Annotated in this window: 15 protein-coding genes and 1 tRNA gene; 10 read left to right on the top strand and 6 right to left on the bottom strand. The window is 71.8% G+C overall.

The features are described from left to right. Positions 1 to 72: 72 nt before the first annotated feature. The 3 genes from otsB to AIIKEEIJ_RS32685 all read right to left on the bottom strand — a co-directional run bounded on the left by otsB (position 73) and on the right by AIIKEEIJ_RS32685 (position 4036). Entirely contained in the window at positions 73 to 3324 is a 3252-nt protein-coding gene (otsB, locus tag AIIKEEIJ_RS19085) for a trehalose-phosphatase (protein WP_161996348.1), read from the bottom strand. A gap of 121 nt (positions 3325 to 3445) precedes the next feature. Beyond that, positions 3446 to 3727 carry a hypothetical protein gene (locus AIIKEEIJ_RS19090; RefSeq protein ID WP_006946629.1) on the bottom strand — a complete coding sequence of 94 codons (282 nt, stop codon included), beginning with the start codon at positions 3725 to 3727 and terminating at the stop codon, positions 3446 to 3448. Between the two features lie 141 nt (positions 3728 to 3868). Further along, entirely contained in the window at positions 3869 to 4036 is a 168-nt protein-coding gene (locus AIIKEEIJ_RS32685; protein ID WP_006946627.1) for a hypothetical protein, read from the bottom strand. Positions 4037 to 4136: 100 nt separating this feature from the next. Here AIIKEEIJ_RS32685 and AIIKEEIJ_RS19095 point away from each other — a divergent pair, with 100 nt between their 5' ends. Beyond that, positions 4137 to 4667, top strand: a complete 531-nt coding sequence (locus tag AIIKEEIJ_RS19095) for an NUDIX domain-containing protein (protein WP_044476531.1) — start codon at positions 4137 to 4139, stop codon at positions 4665 to 4667. Beyond that, positions 4664 to 5533 (top strand): SDR family NAD(P)-dependent oxidoreductase, encoded by an 870-nt coding sequence (locus AIIKEEIJ_RS19100; protein ID WP_161996349.1) that lies wholly within the window; start codon positions 4664 to 4666, stop codon positions 5531 to 5533. Before AIIKEEIJ_RS19095 ends, AIIKEEIJ_RS19100 begins: the two co-directional genes overlap by 4 nt. Before the next feature lie 152 nt (positions 5534 to 5685). Here the strand turns inward: AIIKEEIJ_RS19100 and AIIKEEIJ_RS19105 are convergent. Further along, positions 5686 to 5759: transfer RNA gene (locus AIIKEEIJ_RS19105), tRNA-Arg, on the bottom strand. Positions 5760 to 5794: 35 nt separating this feature from the next. Beyond that, on the bottom strand, positions 5795 to 6517 hold the full coding sequence (locus AIIKEEIJ_RS19110) for a dienelactone hydrolase family protein (RefSeq protein WP_029543048.1): 723 nt from the start codon (positions 6515 to 6517) through the stop codon (positions 5795 to 5797). 120 nt (positions 6518 to 6637) lie between these two features. On the opposite strand from AIIKEEIJ_RS19110, the gene AIIKEEIJ_RS19115 reads away from it, so the two are divergent. From AIIKEEIJ_RS19115 to AIIKEEIJ_RS19145, 7 genes are read left to right on the top strand one after another with little or no spacing between them, the layout of a single operon-like run. Beyond that, positions 6638 to 7519 (top strand): FAD binding domain-containing protein, encoded by an 882-nt coding sequence (locus AIIKEEIJ_RS19115; RefSeq protein ID WP_161996350.1) that lies wholly within the window; start codon positions 6638 to 6640, stop codon positions 7517 to 7519. A 4-nt stretch (positions 7520 to 7523) separates the two neighbouring features. After that, the gene (locus AIIKEEIJ_RS19120; RefSeq protein ID WP_006946620.1) at positions 7524 to 8003 is read left to right on the top strand and encodes a (2Fe-2S)-binding protein; all 480 of its coding nucleotides are present in this window, start codon (positions 7524 to 7526) and stop codon (positions 8001 to 8003) included. After that, a complete protein-coding gene (locus AIIKEEIJ_RS19125) occupies positions 8000 to 10396 on the top strand; it encodes an aerobic carbon-monoxide dehydrogenase large subunit (protein ID WP_043798973.1) in 2397 nt (798 codons plus the stop codon). Before AIIKEEIJ_RS19120 ends, AIIKEEIJ_RS19125 begins: the two co-directional genes overlap by 4 nt. Before the next feature lie 28 nt (positions 10397 to 10424). Beyond that, positions 10425 to 11312, top strand: coding sequence for an XdhC family protein (locus AIIKEEIJ_RS19130; protein ID WP_161996351.1), 888 nt, complete (start codon positions 10425 to 10427; stop codon positions 11310 to 11312). Positions 11313 to 11337: 25 nt separating this feature from the next. Further along, positions 11338 to 12207 (top strand): AAA family ATPase, encoded by an 870-nt coding sequence (locus AIIKEEIJ_RS19135; RefSeq protein ID WP_065922679.1) that lies wholly within the window; start codon positions 11338 to 11340, stop codon positions 12205 to 12207. Continuing rightward, positions 12204 to 13424 (top strand): VWA domain-containing protein, encoded by a 1221-nt coding sequence (locus tag AIIKEEIJ_RS19140; protein ID WP_161996352.1) that lies wholly within the window; start codon positions 12204 to 12206, stop codon positions 13422 to 13424. The genes AIIKEEIJ_RS19135 and AIIKEEIJ_RS19140 overlap by 4 nt, the downstream gene beginning before the upstream one ends. A gap of 31 nt (positions 13425 to 13455) precedes the next feature. Continuing rightward, on the top strand, positions 13456 to 15489 hold the full coding sequence (locus tag AIIKEEIJ_RS19145; RefSeq protein ID WP_161996353.1) for a cytochrome c oxidase assembly protein: 2034 nt from the start codon (positions 13456 to 13458) through the stop codon (positions 15487 to 15489). On the opposite strand, the gene AIIKEEIJ_RS19150 is transcribed toward AIIKEEIJ_RS19145, so the two are convergent. Continuing rightward, a complete protein-coding gene (locus AIIKEEIJ_RS19150; RefSeq protein WP_161996354.1) occupies positions 15486 to 16319 on the bottom strand; it encodes a tryptophan-rich sensory protein in 834 nt (277 codons plus the stop codon). The two genes, AIIKEEIJ_RS19145 and AIIKEEIJ_RS19150, sit on opposite strands and share 4 nt — an antisense overlap. 98 nt (positions 16320 to 16417) lie before the next feature. On the opposite strand from AIIKEEIJ_RS19150, the gene AIIKEEIJ_RS19155 reads away from it, so the two are divergent. Then, positions 16418 to 17064 (top strand): alpha/beta hydrolase family protein (locus AIIKEEIJ_RS19155; protein WP_274387067.1); only part of this gene is annotated, 647 nt, incomplete at its 3' end.

Consider the following 17064-nt stretch of genomic DNA (forward strand, 5'->3'; position numbering starts at 1 on the left):
CGCCGCACGGGCGATGCCGACGCGGCGAAGGCCCGACGTCCTGCCCTCGGTCGCGGGTTCGTCGTCGTCGCACTAGCTCAGGCGAACCGTGCCTCCCGGGTGCAGTTGGGCGACCCGGCCGCGGCATTCGATCTCGATCGGCGCCTGCATCCCGGGACCGGCGCTCACCTGCACCTCTGTGCCGCTGATGCGCAGGCGAAGGCGGTGCCCCCGGTAGAAGATCGGGAATTCGAGGGCACCGAGTGGTTCGGGCCACTGCGGGGCGAACACGAGCCGGTCGCCCCGGGTCTCGAGGCCGGGGACGCACCGCTGCAACAGATCGACGCTGCCGGCCATGGCCGCCAGGTGGATACCCTCCATCGTGGTGCCGCCCTGGATATCGGCGATGTCGGCTTTCAGCGCCTGGTAGAAGAAGTCGACGGCCTCGTCCCGGTGGGCGCGTGCCAGCACCCAGGAATGGACGACCCCGCTCAGGGTGGAACCGTGCGACGTTCGCGCCATGTAGTAGTCGATGGTCCGCGGGATGTCCTCGTTCGGGAACCGGTAGCCGAGCCGTTCGAGCAGTTCCCGCAGTTCGTCGGAGGACAGCAGATAGAACAGCATCAGCACGTCGGCCTGCTTCGACGCCTGGTAGCGGTTGACGTCGTCGCCCTCGGCCTCGAGGATCCGGTCGAGGCGCTGGATGTCGCCGTAGCGCCGTCGGTAGCCGTCCCAGTCCAGTTCGGCGAGGCGTTCGTACCCCTCGAACTGGCTGAGGACACGATCGTGGAACGGGACGAACATTCTGCGGGTGACGTCCTCCCAGCGCGCCGTCTCCTGCGCGTGCAGCCCCAGGGCCTGGGTCAGGTACGAGCGGATCTGCAGCGGGATCAGCTCGAGCGCCTCGAGGGCGCGCAGGATCACCCAGACCGACATGACGTTGGTGTACGCGTTGTTGTCGATTCCGTCGTACGGTGCGTCGGGGTAGCCGGAATGGAACTCGTCGGGGCCGATGACGCCGCGGATGCTGTACCGTCCGCGTTCCTCGTCGTAGGACGCGAGATCGGCGTAGAAGCGGGCGATCTCCACGAGCATCTCGGCGCCGTACTCGATCAGGAACTCCAGGTCGCCGGTCACCTGGTAGTACTGCCACACGTTGTGGGCGATCGCGATGCCGGTGTGGTGCTGGCGCCGGCTGGGGTCCGGGTTCCAGCGGCCGGATCTGGGATTGAGGTGCAGTTGCGGGCTCTCCTCGCGGCCGTCGCTGCCCGACTGCCACGGGAACATCGCACCGCGGTGACCGGCTTCGCGCGCCATCCGGCGGGCCTCCCGCAGGCGGCGGTAGCGGTAGCGCAGCAACGACCGGGTCAGCGTGGGCAGCCGCAGGTTCAGCACCGGGAACACGAACAGCTCGTCCCAGAAGACGTGCCCGCGGTACGCCTCGCCGTGCAACCCCCGTGCCGGCACGCCCACGTCGAGGTCGGCGGTGTTCGCGGAGACCGTCTGCAGCAGGTGCAGAAGATGGAACCGGAGGACTCGCAGGGCGTGGCCGTGGCCCGGACCCTCGTACTCGATGCCCAGGTGGTCCCACAGATATCCCCAGGCGAGCACATGGCCGTCGAGCAGTTCGTCGAACCGGCCCAGCCGGGGAAGCCAGCGGGCGGCTTCGTCGGCCGGCTCGGAGACCGCCTGATCGCGCCCGGTGAACACCGCCACCATCTTCTCCAGCGTCACGGGCCGGTCCGTCTCGACGTCGACGGTGATGTCGTGTCCGATCCGATCGTCGCCGTCGACCAGCCGGTACTCGCCGGCAACGGGCTCCCCGTCGCACCACACCGTGTTCCGGGCCGCCATCGCCACCGGTATCCGCGACTGGTTGGTCTGCACCGCCAGCAGCACCGAGTCGACGGACAGCGCGGTGGCTTGCAGCGGCTTGAGGTGCTGGTCGGCGAGGTCGCGATAGCGCTCGACGAGGGAGTTCCGGACCGCGCCGTCCAGCAGCGAGCGGATCTCGAGCCGGCCCGACCAGTCTTCGGCCACGATCGTCGTCTCGAGGGCGCAGGCGTGCGGCAGATGCATGGCAACCAGGCGCCGCTGCCGCACCGACGTGGTGCGCCCCGCCGCGTCGCGGAATCGGAACCGCCGGATGAGGACGGCGCGGCGGAGGTCGAGGTATTGGCGGTAGTCGAGCAGCTCTGCGGTGTCGAGGTCGAACCACTGCCCGCCGTCGACCCGGAAGGTCACCGGCAACCAGTTCGGCAGGTTCACCAGGCTCTCGTGGTCGATGGCACTCCCCGCCACATCGTCCTGGAGACGGTTGAAGATGCCGGCCACATAGGTGCCGGGGTAGTGCACGCCGTCCGCGCGGGATTCGGGCGCGCAGCCTCGGGTGGCGAAGAAGCCGTTCCCGACGGTGCAGAGGGCCTCGCGCAGCTTCTCGGTGAGCGGGTCGTAGCCCTCGAAGAACATCGTCCAGGCGTCGTCCGGGGGCGGCGCGATCCCCGGGTCGCTGCCGAGCAGATCCGCCAGCCGCTCCAGTAGCTCACGAACCCGGTCCGGACCGTCGACCGCGAATTGTGCCGTCGACCGCCGATCGCCTTCCTCGCTGTAGCGCACGACGATGCCGATCCCGGTCGATGTCAGGGTGCCGAACGCGTCGTCGTCGGTGAGGTCGTCGCCGATGTAGACCGGCATCGGGTCGTCTGCGCCGCGGAGGTGCTCGAGCACCCAGGCCACCGCCCGCCCCTTGTCCCAGTCCACATCGGGGCGGAGCTCGGTGACCTTGCGTCCGCTCGTGACGCGGAGCCGGACGTCCCGGTCGGCCGCATCGTGCACTGCTGCGACGACCTCCTCGATCCGGTCCTCGGCGACGTTGCGGTGATGAACTGCCACGGCGAAACGCTTGTGCTCCACCAGAACGCCGGGCACGCCGGCCAGGCGGTCCCGCAGGGCGCCGGCGATTCGCTCGAGGTCGGGCACCGCGGGGACGGCGGCATCGTTCCGGTGGTACTCGCCGTCCGGCCCGACGAGTTCGAAACCGTGGTTACCCGCATACCAGAGTCCGGGCACGCCGACCCGTGCCTGCACGTCGGTCACGTCGCGGCCGCTGATCACGCCGACGGGGCAGTAGCGGGCCAGCCGGGCAAGCTCTTTCGCCGCGCCCTCGACCAGGGTGGCAGCGGTGGGATCGTTCACGAGGTGGGCGAGGGTGCCGTCGAAGTCCAGGAACACGGCGTAGCGCCGGGTGCGCAGGATGGCGGTCGCCTGGTGACGAGATGCCAAGGCGTCCGGGATTTCCGACAGCCGGCGCTCGCGGGGGCGCGGTTCGACCGTGGGGGTGGTCATCGGCTCGGCTCGGATGATGAGTGCATGGCAGTCTGTCCCTCCGCACCGTTGCAGGACAGGCCCACAAGGGGTTCCCCATTCTATGACGGGACCGGCGGCGTGCAGTCCGTTTCGGTGCAGGCTACGACCAGGTCCTCGGATTGAAGACGACGTAGAACCAGGCGTTCGTCGTAGGGTCCCACGAACAGGACACGAGGACGACGGCGCCGATGGACCGATCGAACGCCTCGGCCTTGGGACAGACGGCGTCGCCGTCCGGTCCGGCGAACTCGGCGCGGTAGAGCGGACCGATGCGCCACGGCGCGGCGGTGGCCGTTCCGGCTCCCACGGTGGCCCCCAGGACGATCGCGGCGACGACGAGACCGGCGAGTGCTGCGGCCCTGTGGGCGACGTTCTTCGACACGAGGACTCCTTCGGCGTGGGAACGGTCCGGGCGCAGGCACACCGTCGCGACCCTGAACTCTGCCGAAGCCCGCTCTCGATGATCACCGGTGGGTGCCCGGCGCGCAGGCGTTCGCACGAACCGGTACGTATGTATCCGGTCTCAGTCCTCCAACCGCTCGGCCTCCTCGATCGCCGCCTGCAACTGGTCCAGCAGTGCCTTCGCCTGCACGATGTCGAGGGCGACGCCGAGGCCTTCCGGCAGGTCGAGCACGACGCCGGGCCCGTTCGCGCGGGCGGTGACGGGATGGTCGCCGGTCGTATCGGTCATTGAGAGTCCTTCCGGTTCGGGGGCGCGCTTGCCGGGTCTCAGTGTGCCCGGAAGAACTACCGTGTGGGGCGGGAGCGTACGGCGACGGGAAGGGGGAGCGATGGCAGTGACCAGCGCCGGCCTTCTGCTGTACCGGATCGACGCCGACGGCGTGCTCGAGGTGTGGATCGTGCACCCGGGCGGGCCGTACTGGGTCGGCAAGGACGAGGCGGCCTGGTCGATCCCCAAGGGGGTCTACGGCGACGACGAAGACCCGTTCGCCGTGGCCTTGCGAGAGTTCGAGGAAGAATGCGGGATGCCCGCGCCCCAGGTGAACTACGAGATGCTCGGGCGGTTCAAGCAGCCCTCCGGCAAGATCGTCACCGTCTACGCCGGTGAGACCGCCGACGATCTGGCCTTCGTCGGCAGCAACACCTTCGACCTGGAGTGGCCGCCGCGGTCCGGAAAGGTGCAGAGCTTTCCCGAGGTGGACGACGCTCGCTGGTTTCCGCCCGCCGTCGCGGCCATCAAGCTCGTGAAGGGGCAACGCCCGATCCTCGCCCGGCTCGGCGAGCGCGTGCACGCTGCCGGCCGGTCGTTCGCGTCCGGTCCGCCGGTGCCCGGTGCAGGAACGGAAGAACCGGGCATATGAGCAAGACCGTGCTCGTCACCGGAGGAGGGCGGGGGCTCGGCCGGGCCACGGCCGAGAAGCTCGCCGCTCGGGGACATCGCGTCCTGCTCACCGCGCGAACCCGCGCTGCCGCGGAGGACGCAACCGAAGCGATCCAGCGGACGGATCCCGACGCTCGGGTCGAGCCGCGCTGGGTCGATCTGTCTTCTCTGGAGCAGGTCCGGTTCTTCGGCGTCGCGGAAGCCGAGCGGGGCGAACCGATCGACGTGCTGCTGCATGTCGCCGGCATCCTGCAGACGAGCAAGGAACGCCGGCTCACCGTCGACGGGTGCGAGGAGACCCTCGCCGTCAACGTCCTGGCTCCGTTCCTGCTCACCGCCCTGCTCCTGCCCGCACTCGAGCGCAGCCCGTCGGCGCGTGTGGTCACCGTCGGCTCGCGGCTGCACCTGCCCGGCTCCCGCGGAGCGCCGGTGGACTTCGACTTCGCCGACGTCCAGCTCGAGCACGGCTACAACCCCGAGCGGGCATACAAGAATTCCAAGCTGGCGGTGATGTGGTTCACCTACGAGCTCCAGCGCCGCCTCGCCGGGCGGCCGATCACTGCGAACGCCGTGTGTCCCGGTTTCGTGCCCACCACCGCTGCTGCGAGCACCCGCGGTCTGATGCGGCTGATCATGGCGCACGTGTTGCCGCACATGCCCTTCGCCACGTCCGTCGATGCGGCCACCGATTCGCTGGTGTTCACGGCGGTCGACCCGTCGCTCGACGGGGTGGGCGGAAAGTTCTTCGGCGAGTGTCACGAAATCGACTCCAGCGCGCAGTCCCACGACGTTGCCCAGGCCGGACGTTTCTGGACGATCGCCGAACATCTCACCGGTCTCGCCTGACCTGTCGCGCCGATGGTGGGACGTGGCCGGCCCCGCGAGGACGCGAGATCTCCGTGCAGTGCTTACGGGCGCTGAGTGGAGTGTGGTGCGCCTTCGTCGATCTTGTTCGAACCCTGCAGGCGCACCCCGGCCGGAGGCCGGCAGTGTCCCAGTGCCCCCGGCAGGACTCGAACCTGCGACCTAGAGATTAGAAGGCTCTTGCTCTATCCAGCTGAGCTACGGAGGCGCGGCCAGAATCTTAACCGTTCGCCGCGGCGGCCCTCACCGGCGGCCCGCGGCGAGGGTCTGCGCCATGAAGTTCAGCGCCTGCGGCCACGACAGGGCGTACGCGTCGGCGTTGACAGGGTTGCCGTGCCGGGCGCGGGTGCTGAAGCCGTGTTCGGCGCCGGGGTAGACGTGCACGATCGTCGCGCCCGAGGTGCGGGACAGCAGCGACCGCTGCAGGTCGGCGAACACGTCGGCCGTCATGATCGTGTCGGCGCCGGCGTGCAGCACCATCACCGGTGCGGCGATGCGCGCGGCGTCGGCGACGGTGTCGTGAGTGTGGTTCGCGGCCGGGACGGCCGGGATCGACGGATGGTAGGCGATCACGTTCGCAAGCCGCTCGTCGCGCGCGCCGGCGAGCAGCGCGAGGCGCCCGCCGAGGCAATAACCGAGCACGCCGACGCGTTCGGCGCCGAGCTCGCCCAGCAGGTGGTCGGTCAGCCCGCGGATCTCGGCGAGCGCGGCATCGTCGTCGAGGCCGTTCATGAGTTCGTAGAGGCGTTCCCTCGGGGTGTCGTCGGCGTTCGGGCCGTGGAACGGATCCCACACCAGCGCGGTGATCCCGGTGGCTGCGATGTCCTCGGCGTACTCGCGCACCTGCGCGCCGATTCCGGTGATCATCGGCAGCAGCACCATGCCCACGCCGCTGCCGTCCCGGGGCGCCGCGAGGTAGCCCTGCAGCGGCCCGACCGCGACGACGGAGGTGCGGATCTCGTTCATTCGGGCAGACGTCCTTCCGGCCGGGTGTGTGCGTCCGAATCTATCGGGCGGCGAATCCGCCCGTCGCGCCGCAAGCGCGGGCATACACTCCGTAGGTAGCTGAAATGTGAGGTATGCCACATGCAAATACCTTCGGCTTTCGAATACGAGCGCGCCACCGGCATCGATCACGCCATCGCACTCCTCGACGAACGCGGCGAGGAAGCCCGGGTCGTCGCGGGCGGGCACAGTCTCCTGCCGATGATGAAACTGCGGCTCGCCGCCCCCGAATGCCTGATCGACATCAACGACCTGGCCGGCGAGCTCGGCTACATCGCCGTCGAGCCCGACGTCGTGCGGATCGGCGCGCTGGCGCGGCACCGCGAACTCCTCGAAAGCGAGGCGCTCGCCGAGATCTTCCCGATCTTCCGCGACGCCGAACGGGTCATCGCCGATCCCGTCGTGCGCAACCGCGGCACGATCGGCGGGTCGCTGTGCCAGGCCGACCCCGCCGAGGACCTGTCCACCGTGTGCGACGTCCTCGACGCCTCGGTCGTGCTGCGCGGTCCGCACGGCAGCCGGACGCTGACGATGGAGGAGTTCCATCTCGGCCCCTACGAGACGACCGCCGCCCCCAACGAACTGCTCGTCGAGGTCCGGCTGCCGCGACGGGGCCGCGGGTCGAGCGCCTACGCCAAGGTCGAGCGACGAACGGGGGACTGGGCGATCGCCGCGGCCGGCGCCGCGGTGTGGATGGGTGACGGGGCCATCGACGACGCCCGCGTCGGTCTCACCGCGCTCCGGGCGGACCCGCAGGCTTTGGCCGGCATCTCCGATCGGCTGCGCGGCGCGACGCCGTCCGAGGACCTCTACCGCGAGGCCGGCGAACTCGCCGCCGCCGCCAGCGACCCGGTCGCGGACCAGCGCGGCACCGTCGACTACAAACGCCACCTCGCCGCGGAACTCACGGTGCGCACCCTGCGGCGCGCCGTCGAGCGGCTCACCACCTCCGAAAGGGGTTGACCCGATGCGTGTTTCGATGACCGTCAACGGTGACGAGGTCAGTGCCGAGGTGGAACCGCGGCTGCTGCTCGTCCACTTCCTGCGCGATCACCTCGGCCTGACCGGCACGCACTGGGGCTGCGATACCAGCAATTGCGGCACCTGCGTCGTCGCGGTCGACGGCGAGCCCGTCAAGTCGTGCACCATGCTCGCCGTCATGGCGAGCGGCCACGACGTGCGCACGGTCGAGGGACTCGAGCGCGACGGCGTGCTCGACCCCGTGCAGGAGGGCTTCATGCGCTGCCACGGGTTGCAGTGCGGCTTCTGCACCCCCGGCATGATGATCACCGCCCGGGCCCTGCTCGACCGCAACCCGGACCCCGACGAGCAGACCATCCGCGAGGCGATCTCCGGGCAGATCTGCCGCTGCACCGGCTACACCACCATCGTGCGGTCCATCCGCTGGGCCGCCGAGCACCCCGTCACCGAGAAGGCGCCGTCATGACCGCCGTCGACCCCACCCCCGAGCTGCTCGACACCGTCGACAACGACAAGAAGCCGTGCGGTCACGGGCGCATGCTGCGCAAGGAGGACCCGCGTTTCATCCGCGGCCACGGCCGCTTCGTCGACGACGTGCAGCTGCCGGGCATGCTGCACCTGGCGATCCTGCGCTCACCCGTGGCCCACGCGAAGATCCTCGGCATCGACACCACCGCCGCGCAGGCCCACCCGAAGGTGAGGGCCGTCGTCACCGGCGCCGACCTCGCGGACAAGGGCCTGGCATGGATGCCGACCCTGTCCAACGACGTCCAGGCCGTCCTCGCCACCGACAAGGTTCGCTTCCAGGGCCAGGAGGTCGCCTTCGTCGTCGCCGACGACCGCTACTCGGCGCGCGACGCCCTCGAGCTCATCGACGTCGAGTACGACATCCTCGACCCGGTCGTCGACGTCCGCCGCGCGCTCGCGCCCGAGGCGCCCGTGATCCGCACCGACCTCGAGGGCAAGACCGACAATCACTGCTTCGACTGGGAAACGGGGGACGCCGCCGCCACCGAGGCCGCGTTCGCGAAGGCCGACGTGATCGCCCGGCAGGAGATGGTCTATCCCCGCGTGCACCCGGCGCCCATGGAAACCTGTGGCGCCGTGGCCGATTACGACCGTATCAGCGGCAAGCTCACGCTCTGGTCGACCAGTCAGGCGCCGCACGCCCACCGCACCCTCTACGCCCTCGTCGCCGGTCTGCCCGAACACAAGATCCGGGTGATCGCCCCGGACATCGGCGGCGGGTTCGGCAACAAGGTGCCCATCTATCCCGGGTACGTCTGCGCGATCGTCGCCTCGCTCGTGACCGGCAAGCCGGTCAAGTGGATGGAGGACCGCAGCGAGAACCTGGTGAGCACCGGCTTCGCGCGCGACTACGTGATGGTCGGCGAGATCGCCGCGACCCGGGAGGGAAAGATCCTCGCGATCCGCACCCAGGTCCTCGCCGACCACGGCGCGTTCAACGGCACCGCCGCCCCGGTGAAGTACCCGGCCGGGTTCTTCGGGGTGTTCACCGGCAGCTACGACATCGAGGCCGCCTACTGTCACATGACCGCCGTCTACACCAACAAGGCGCCCGGCGGCGTGGCCTACGCGTGCTCGTTCCGCATCACCGAGGCCGTCTACCTCGTCGAGCGGCTCGTGGACTGCCTCGCCTACGACCTCGAGCTGGATCCGGTGCAGCTGCGGCTGCGGAATCTGCTTCGCCCCGAACAGTTCCCGTACACGAGCAAGACCGGTTGGAAATACGACTCCGGCGACTACGAAACCACCCTGCGCAAGGCCGTGGAGATGGTCGGCTACGACGAACTGCGCCGCGAGCAGGCCGAACGCCGCGCGCGTGGCGAGCTGATGGGCATCGGCGTGGCGTTCTTCACCGAGGCCGTCGGCGCCGGCCCCCGCAAGGACATGGACATCCTCGGCCTCGGCATGGCCGACGGCTGCGAACTGCGCGTGCACCCCACCGGCAAGGCGGTGGTGCGGCTGTCGGTACAGACCCAGGGGCAGGGCCACGAGACCACGTTCGCGCAGATCGTCGCCGAGGAACTGGGCATCCCACCCGAGGACATCGACGTCGTGCACGGTGACACCGACAACACCCCGTTCGGTCTCGGCACGTACGGCAGCCGGTCCACCCCGGTCTCCGGCGCGGCCGCCGCCCTCGTCGCCCGCAAGGTGCGCGACAAGGCCCGGATCATCGCCTCCGGCATGCTCGAGGTGTCCGTCGCCGACCTCGACTGGGTCAAGGGCGCCTTCCACGTCAAGGGCGATCCGACCGCGTCGGTGACCATTCAGGACATCGCGATGCGGGCGCACGGCGCCGGCGATCTGCCCGAGGGCGTCGAGGGCGGACTCGAGGCGCAGATCTGCTACAACCCCGAGAATCTCACCTACCCGTACGGGGCGTACTTCTGCGTCGTCGACATCGATCCCGGGACGGCGGAGGTGACGGTGCGCCGGTTCCTCGCCGTCGATGACTGCGGCACCCGCATCAACCCGATGATCATCGAGGGGCAGGTGCACGGCGGCATCGTCGACGGCATCGGCATGGCACTGATGGAGATGATCGAGTTCGACGAGGACGGTAACTGCCTCGGCGGCTCGCTCATGGACTACCTGATCCCCACGGCGATGGAGGTGCCCCACTTCGAGACCGGCTTCACCGTCACCCCGTCGCCGCACCACCCGATCGGCGCGAAGGGCATCGGCGAGTCCGCGACCGTCGGCTCGCCGCCCGCGGTGGTCAACGCCGTCGTCGACGCGCTGCGCCCCTTCGGGGTGCGGCACGCCGACATGCCGCTGACCCCGTCGCGGGTGTGGGAGGCGATGCAGGGCCGGCCCACCCCGCCGATCTGACCGACCGGCCCGAACCAGGGAGAGCCACATGGATCTGACGGTGCGCGCCGCGGAACTGACCCGCCGGCGACGGGCGTTCGTCCGCGCCACGGTGGTGCGCGCCCAGCGGCCGACGTCCGCCCGCGCCGGCGACTGCGCGCTGGTGCTCGACGACGGCACGATCGAGGGCTTCGTCGGCGGCCAGTGCACCGAGACCTCGGTGCGCGACGCCGCGCGGCAGGCCCTGAACACGGGGGAAAGCATCCTGCTGCGGGTCCTGCCCGGCGCGACGCAGACCTTCCCGGACACTCCGGGGGCGACCGTCGCGGTCAACCCGTGCCTGTCCGGCGGCGCGACGGAGATCTTCCTCGAGCCGCAACTGCCCACCCCGATCCTCGTCGTCTCCGGGTCGACGCCGGTGGCCGAGGCCGTCGCGGACATCGCCGCGCGGCTCGACTTCGCCGTCACCCGCCCCGGCCCGGGCGCCGCCCCCGACGCCGACGCCACCGCCGTCGTCGTCGCGAGCCTCGGCGGCGAGGAGGCCGGGATGATCCGGGCCGCCCTCGACGCCGGCATCGGCTACGTCGGCCTCGTCGCCAGCCGGCGGCGCGGCGCCGACGTGCTCGCGCAGGCCGAGGTGCGCCCCGACGAACGGGCCCGCGTGCACACCCCCGCGGGTCTCGACATCGGTGCGCGCACCGCCGCGGAGATCGGGCTGTCGATCGTCGCCGAACTGGTGCAGGCGATCCGCCGCGAGGGCCTCGGTGCGCCCGTCGCGCCGGCCGCGCCGCCGCACACCGCGGTGGACCCCGTGTGCGGGATGACCGTCACCGTCACCGCCGACACCCCGCACCTGACCGACGCCGGCGCGGACGTGTGGTTCTGCTGCCCGGGCTGCCGCCGCACCTACCAGAAGGAACACGCCGCGTGTTCGTGACGGGACCGGCCCCGGGAGCCGGCCGATGAGCGTGTTCGGCGGCGTCGACGACGTCATCCGCCGGTTCGACGACCAGGACTACCTGCTCGACGAGGGCACCGCCACCGCCCTGTATCTCGCGGTGGAGCTCGGCCGGCCGCTGCTGCTCGAGGGCGAGCCCGGCGTCGGCAAGACCACCGCCGCCAAGGCCCTCGCCGCCGCCGTGGGCACCGAGCTGATCCGGCTGCAGTGCTACGAGGGCCTCGCCGCGAGCGAGGCCCTCTACGACTGGAACTACCAGCGGCAACTGCTCGCGATCCGGCTCGCCGAGACCCGGGGTGAGAGTCTGAGCGAGGCCGACCTCTACACCGAGGAGTTCCTGCTCGAGCGGCCGGTGCTGCGCTGCGTGCGGCACCGCGGCCCCACCGCGCCGGTACTGCTCATAGACGAGATCGACCGGGCCGACGACGAGTTCGAGGCGCTGCTGCTCGAGTTCCTCGGCGAGTTCTCCGTCACGATCCCCGAACTGGGCACCCTCACCGCCGTGCGGCCCCCGATCGTCGTGCTCACCTCCAACCGCAGCCGCGACCTGCACGACGCGCTGCGCCGGCGCTGCCTCTACCACTGGATCGACTACCCGGACCGGGACCGCGCCGTCGCGATCCTGCGCCGCACCGTCCCCGCCGCGAACCTCGCGCTCGTCGAATCGGCCGCCGACTTCGTCGCCTCCGTGCGCCGGCTGGACCTGGACAAGGCGCCGGGCATCGCCGAGACCATCGACTGGGTGTCCGCGCTCGTCGCGCTCGGGGTGGGGGATCTGGTCCACCCGGGCGCGGTGGCGACGCTGACCGCGCTCGCCAAGACCCCCGACGACCGGACCACGATCCGTGCCGAGTACGAGGAGTACCGGGCGTGAGCACCGCGCTGCTGCTGCGCGGCGTCGACCTCGCCGCGTTCACCGTGGCGCTCACCGACCGGTTGCGCCGCGCCGGCGTGCCCGTCGCCGCGACCGCCGCCGCGACCTTGGTGCGGGCGCTGCGGCTGTACCCGCCGCGCACCCGCAGCCGGCTGTACTGGACCGCGCGGGTGGCCCTCGTCGATCGGCAGGACGCGCTCGCGGCGTTCGACGCCGTGTTCGCCGAGGTCTTCGACCACCAGGTCCTCGCCGTCGACCCGCACGCCCGCCGCACCGGCCCCGACGGGACGGTCGGTGCCGGCGACGCCGTCGTGCAGGGTGCGGCGCCGAACCCGGCGCCGGCGTCGCCGCAGCCGGGCGTGCCGTGGCACACCCGCAGGCCGCGCCGGTCCGGCGAACCGCCCGAGACGGTCCGGCCCGGGCCGTGGGCCCCGAGCCCCGTCGAGATCCGCGCCGACCAGCCGTTCGCCGACCTGCGGCCCGAGGACCTGCGCACCCTGGGACAGTGGCTCGAGCAGGCCCGGGTGCGCTGGCCGCGGCGCCTCGGCCGCCGCCGCACGCCGCACCACCACGGCCGCCTCGACGTGCGCGCCACCCTCGACGCGTCCCGGCACACCGGGTTCGAACTGGTGCGCCTGCGCCGCGCCCGCCCGATCCGCCGTCCGCGCCGGATCGTGGTGCTGTGCGACGTGAGCCGCTCCATGCACGGCTACGCCGACATCTACCTGCACCTGATGCGGGCCGCGGTGCGCGCCGGCGACGCCGAGGTGTTCGCGTTCTCCACGAGCCTGACCCGGCTCACCGCGACCCTGGCGCACCGCTCCGCCGAGCACGCGGTCGCCCGCGCCAACGACACGGTCGTCGACCGCTACGGCGGCACCCACATCGCCGGCAGCCTCGAGGCGTTGCTCGCCTCCCACCACGGCAACCTGCTGCGCGGCGCCGTCGTGTTCGTCGCCTCCGACGGGTGGGACAGCGACGATCCGCAGGCCCTCGGCCGGGCCGTCGCGCGGGTGCGCCGCCGCGCACACCGGCTGATCTGGCTCAACCCGCGGGCCGGCCGGCCCGGGTACCGTCCCGACACCGGGCCGATGGCGGCGGCGCTGCCGCACTGCGACGCCCTGCTGGCGGCCGACACCCTCGATGCCCTGCGCGCGGCGTTCGATCTCGACCCGGCTGCCGGCCGGGTGGCGCACGTCTCCGACGGCCCGTCGTAGCGGCGCTCGTCGAGGTCCTACCCTGTTAGGTATGGCATCACCCGAGCTCGCGTCGGCCGCGCCGACGTCCTCGCCGCCGGCCGGGCGGCGCAACACGTCGGCACTGTACGTCCTCCTCGGGCTCGTCGCCGCGGTCGTCGCGCCGATTGTGGTCGGCCTGTCCGCCGCGCAGGCGCTGGTGCTGCTGGGCATCCCCGACCCCGGTCCGCTCACCACCTACGGGCTGCCCGCGGTGCGGGCGATCGCGGAGGTCGCGGCCGTCGCCGCGTTCGGTTCGCTGTTCTTCGCCGCGTTCCTGGTGCCGCCGCAGCGCAGCGGGGTGCTCGACGTGGACGGCTACAGGGCCGTGCGCACCGCGGGCGCCGCCGCCCTGATCTGGGCGTTCTGCTCGGCGGTGCTGGTGCCGCTGACCCTGTCCGACACATCCGGGCAGCCGCTGGCCGAGGCGCTGAAGCCGGAGAACCTGTGGGGTGCGATCGGGCAGATCGACACCGCGCTCGCGTGGGCGTGGACGGCGGCGCTCGCCCTGATCCTGGCGGTGCTGATCCGCGCCGCGGTGCGCTGGTCGTGGGTGCCGTACCTGCTCCTGCTGTCCCTGGTGACGCTGATGCCGCTGGCCCTGACGGGGCACTCGTCGTCGGGCGGATCGCACGACATGGCCACCAACAGCCTGGTGCTGCACCTGGTCGCGGCGGCGGTGTGGGCGGGCGGCCTGTTCGCCCTGCTCGCCCACGGGTGGCGCCGCGGCGCGCACACCGACCTCGCCGCCCGCCGGTTCTCGTTCGTCGCCGGGGTGGCCTTCGCGGTGATGGCCCTGAGCGGCATCGTCAACGCCGCGGTGCGGCTGCCGGCCGACGAGTTGCTCACCAGCACCTACGGCCGGCTCGTCCTGGCCAAGGCGCTGGCGCTGATCGCCCTGGGCGCCCTCGGATGGATGCAGCGGCGCCGCGCGCTGCCCGCGCTCGAGGCGAACCCCGACGACCGGGGCGCGCTCGTCCGGTTCGCGGCCGTCGAGGCCGTCATCCTGGCCGCCACCGTCGGACTGGCCGTGGGGCTGGGCCGTACCCCGCCGCCCCCGCCGGCGACGGTGCCGTCGCTGCTCGAGGTGGAGCTGGGCTACAACCTGGACGGCCCCCCGACGGTCGGCACCCTCTTCTTCGGCGCGTGGCGCTTCGACCTGATCTTCGGCACGATCGCCCTGGTTCTCGCGGTCGGCTACGCGATCGGGCTGTGGACGCTGCGCCGGCGCGGCGACAGCTGGCCCGTCGGCCGGTCGATCGCCTGGTTCTCCGGCTGCTTCGTGCTGCTGGTCGCCACGTCGTCGGGCGTGGGCATGTACTCGCCGGCGATGTTCAGCGTGCACATGGGCGCCCACATGGCGATGTCGATGCTGGCGCCCGTGCTGCTCGCCCTCGGCGGGGCGATGACCCTGGCGCTGCGGGCCTTCAAACCGGCGGGCCGCGACGGCTACCCCGGCCCGCGTGAATGGCTCCTGGCGTTCCTGCACAGCCCGCCGTCGCGGTTCTTCACCCATCCGGTCGTCGCGTCGGTGATGTTCGTCGGCGGCTTCTACGCGCTGTACCTGGGCGGGATCTTCGAGGCCAACGCCGACAGTCACGCCGCGCACGTGCTGATGAACCTGCACTTCCTGATGAGCGGCTACCTGTTCTACTGGGTCGTGATCGGCGTGGACCCGTCGCCGCGCGACGTGACGCCGGTGACGAAGCTGGCGATGGTGTTCGGCTCGCTGCCGTTCCACGCGTTCTTCGGTGTGACCCTGATGAGCATGGGCACGGTGATGGCCGAGTCCTACTACCGCGGTCTCGGCCTGGCCTGGAACAGCGACCTGTTCGCCGACCAGAAGGTGGGCGGCAGCATCGCCTGGTCGGCCGGGGAGATCCCGCTGGTGCTGGTGATGCTGGCCCTGCTGGTGCAGTGGTCGCGCAGCGACGAGCGCACCGCGCGACGGGTGGACCGCGCCGCCGAGCGGGACGACGACGCCGATCTCGCCGCCCACAACGCGATGTTCGCCGAGCTGGCGCGGCGGGACCGCGAGGGCCACTAGGGTCGCCGGCGCCGCGCGGTCTCGGTGCGCAGTCGCACGCCGACCGCGGAGAGCAGCGCGACGGCCGCCGCGCCGCCGGCCGCGACGGCGGCCGGGGTGGAGGTGAAGCCGGTGTCGCCGCTGCGGGCCACCGCGATCCACACCAGCCCCCACGCCATGGCCGCGGCGACGGCGAGCCGCCCGTGCCCGGCGACGGCGAGGAGCACCGACACCGCGGCGACCACGACCAGGACGAGCACCGCCCAGGTGTCGGCGCCCAGCGCGAACGGGTCGACCTCCGCGGCGCGCAGCGCCGCCGCGGTGTTCGCGACCGTGGCCACCGCCACCCAGCCCAGGTACAGGAACATGGTGCCGTCCACGACGACGCCCTCGAGGCGGGACGACGGCGCGGTGCGGGTCAGGCCGAGGAAGATCCGGACCAGCACGGCCAGCAGCGCGACGATGACCGCGACGCTGAGCGCGAGCAGCTCGAGCTGCACGACAAGAATCCACGCGGCGTTGAGCAGCATCGACGCGGCGATCCACCGGCCGAGCGCCCGCTGGCGAGGGTCGGCGTGGTGCGCGGGCAGGGCCTGCCACACCGCGAGCGCCAGCAGGCCCAGGTAGATCACCGACCAGATCGAGAACGCCGGACCGCCCGGCGCCACCGCCGTCGCGTCGGCGGACAGCGCCCCACCGGCCACCTCGGAGATCGGTGTGCCCACCACGGCCCCGGAACCGAGGAAGGACAGAGCGACCGCGGCGATCGCCGACACGGCGACGCCTGCGACGCGGAGCCGGTCGGCGGAGGTGGCCTGGGGTCGCGTCGAGCTCGCCGGGGAAGTCGTCATCCCCGGAAGATGCCCGGCGTCGCCGTGTCCGAAACGTCCCGTCCGTTCGGGCTCGGCTGTTAACTTGAGCGCCTGGCACCGACGACGGAAGGAGCGCGATGAGGGGTACGGGGTGGCGGCTGCGGGCGCTCGCGTGCATCGGCGCCGTGGCGGCCGGGCTGGTCGTGCCCGCGACGGCCGGCGCGCAGCCCGCGCCCGGCGAGGTGGTCGCGGTCGAGTCACTGCCCGGTGCGCTGTCGGTGCCGGGTGCGGCCACGGCCGAGCGGCTGACCTTCCGCACCCAGTGGCGGTCCGGTGCGGAGACCACCGTGTCGGGTGTCCTGTACCTGCCGCCCGGCCAGGCCCCCGCGGGCGGCTGGCCGGTCGTGTCGTGGGCGCACGGCACCGTCGGCATCGGCGACGACTGCGCCCCGTCGCGCAACCCGCGCGCCGACCGCGACCGGGCATACCTCGGCCACTGGCTGTCCCGAGGCTACGCCGTGGTCGCCTCGGACTATCCCGGCTTGGGCAGCGACGGGCTGCACACCTACCTCGACGGGCCGAGTGCCGCGAACAGCGTCGTCGACGTCGTCCGGGCCGCCCGCGCCGCCGAGCCCTCGCTGTCGAACCGGTGGATCGTGATCGGCCAGTCGCAGGGCGGTCACGCCGCCCTGCACACCGCGCGCCTGGCCACGTCGCGGGCCCCGGAACTCGACTTCCGCGGCATGATCGCCACCGGCGCGCCGTCGAACCTCGAGACGGTGTT

The sequence above is a fragment of the Rhodococcus sp. YH1 genome (assembly GCF_009939605.1).
Taxonomy (GTDB): Bacteria; Actinomycetota; Actinomycetes; order Mycobacteriales; family Mycobacteriaceae; genus Rhodococcus; species Rhodococcus aetherivorans.